Consider the following 2,056-nt stretch of genomic DNA (forward strand, 5'->3'; position numbering starts at 1 on the left):
CCATGAGCCCGGTCGGCCGCACGGGCCCGGCGAGGAACCAGCCGGCGACCTCGGCGCCCCCCGTCTCGGCGTTGTCCGTGCTGACGAAGACCAGGGCGGGGTCGACCTGGAGGCCCGCGGCGGCGAGGGTCTCCCGGAAGGCCGCGTAGCGGTCGCGCGCGTCCTGCTGGCTGAGGTTGCCCACGAAGCCGACCCGCCGGTGCCCGTGGGCGAGCAGGTGCCGGACCGCGGCACTGGTGCCGCCGTGGTTGTCGGGCACCGCCGTCGGGACGGCCAGCCCGCCGGCGTGGTCGCTCGCGACGACCACGGGCATCCCTGCTTCGCGCAGCCTGCGCAGGTACGTCGGGTCCACCGCCGAGGTGACCGAGAGCACGGCGTCGGCCCGGTCCCAGGCCACCGGCAGGGTGAAGGTCGTGGGTTCGGTGATCCGGTCGCTGTGCTGACCCACGTCGAGGGTCTGCATGACGACGGCCTTGCCGCCCCGGGCGGCGAGCTCGCGGGCCACCCCGGTCAGCAGCGTCCCGAAGTAGTAGCCCCCCGTGCTGTGCGAGAGGACCAGAAGGGTCGGCACGTGCTGCATCCGGCTCTCTCCGCTCGTCGGGGGGTCGGGCGTCGTCGGGGGACGGTCACCACCTGTCCCCGTGCCTATCGGCACGTGGGGGGCGACTGTGAGGTCAGTCTCGCGCACGAGGGCCCCGAGCTCCGCATTCGTCGCCGCGCCCGGACTAGGGCACACTAGGTGGCGAGGACTGTGCGACCTGCGTCGTCCTCCGTCGTGGAGCACCGGCGGGCCACGCCCGCGTCAGCCGCCGCGAGCCCCGACCAGATCCACCGCCGGAAAGGCGACCACCCATGCCCTCCTTCTCCTCCCTCGGCGTGCCCGAGGTCCTCGTCCGCTCGCTCACCGAGCGCGGCCTCACCGAGGCCTTCCCCATCCAGGCCGCGAGCCTGCCCGACACCCTCGCCGGGCGCGACGTGCTCGGTCGCGGCCGCACCGGCTCGGGCAAGACCCTCGCCTTCTCCATCCCGATCGTGACCCGCCTCGCGGCCACGCCCGTGCAGGGCAAGCGGCGTCCCCGCGCCCTGGTCCTGGCCCCCACCCGGGAGCTCGCGACCCAGATCGCCGCGACCCTCGAGCCGCTGGCCCAGGCCGCCGGGCTGCGCGTGACGACGATCTTCGGCGGGGTCTCCCAGCACCGCCAGGAGGTCGCGCTCGCGGCCGGGGTCGACGTCGTCGTCGCCTGCCCGGGGCGCCTCGAGGACCTGCTCGGCCAGAAGGTGCTGACCCTCGACACGATCGAGATCACCGTGCTCGACGAGGCCGACCACATGGCTGACCTGGGGTTCCTGCCCGGGGTCAAGCGGATCATGTCCGCCACCCCCCAGCGTGGTCAGCGCCTGCTGTTCTCGGCCACCCTGGACCGCGGTGTCGACCAGCTCGTCAAGCGCTTCCTCGACAACCCGACCACCCACTCGGTCGACTCGGCCGAGTCCCCGGTCGCAGCCATGACCCACCACGTCTTCACCGTGGACGGGCCCGAGACCAAGCGTCAGGTCGTCGAGACCCTCGCCTCCGGGACGGGCCGCCGGCTGCTGTTCATGCGGACCAAGCACCAGGCCAAGAAGCTCGCCAAGCAGCTCACCGCCGCCGGGATCCCGGCCGTGGACCTGCACGGCAACCTGAGCCAGAACGCGCGCGAGCGTAACCTCGAGGCCTTCTCGACCGGTGGGGTGCGGGTCCTCGTCGCCACCGACATCGCCGCCCGCGGCATCCACGTCGACGACGTCGAGCTCGTCGTGCACGTGGACCCGCCTGCCGAGCACAAGGCGTACCTGCACCGCTCGGGCCGCACCGCCCGGGCCGGCTCGGGGGGCGACGTCGTCACCCTCGTGCTCCCCGAGCAGACCGGGGACGTGCGGACCCTGCAGCGCCTGGCGAAGATCACCGCCCGTCCCCAGCCGGTCACGGCCCAGTCGGCCGCGCTGACCGCCCTGGTCGGCGAGGTCGCCGCCCACGTCACGCCGGCCCCCGTCGCGGCGCCCTCGAGCCAGCGGT

At 74.0% G+C, this 2,056-nt stretch carries 2 protein-coding genes; one reads left to right on the forward strand and one right to left on the reverse strand.

Annotated elements, in window-relative coordinates; genetic code table 11:
- A partial coding sequence (locus L0B03_RS17070) for a substrate-binding domain-containing protein (RefSeq protein WP_250448101.1) occupies window positions 1–580 on the reverse strand: 580 nt, incomplete at its 3' end.
- Between the two features lie 272 nt (window positions 581–852).
- Between L0B03_RS17070 and L0B03_RS17075 the strand changes: the two genes are divergently transcribed.
- On the forward strand, window positions 853–2,056 hold a 1,204-nt coding region (locus tag L0B03_RS17075; RefSeq protein WP_250448103.1), incomplete at its 3' end, for a DEAD/DEAH box helicase.

This window comes from Actinotalea sp. C106 (assembly GCF_023630195.1).
Classification (GTDB): Bacteria; Actinomycetota; Actinomycetes; order Actinomycetales; family Cellulomonadaceae; genus Actinotalea.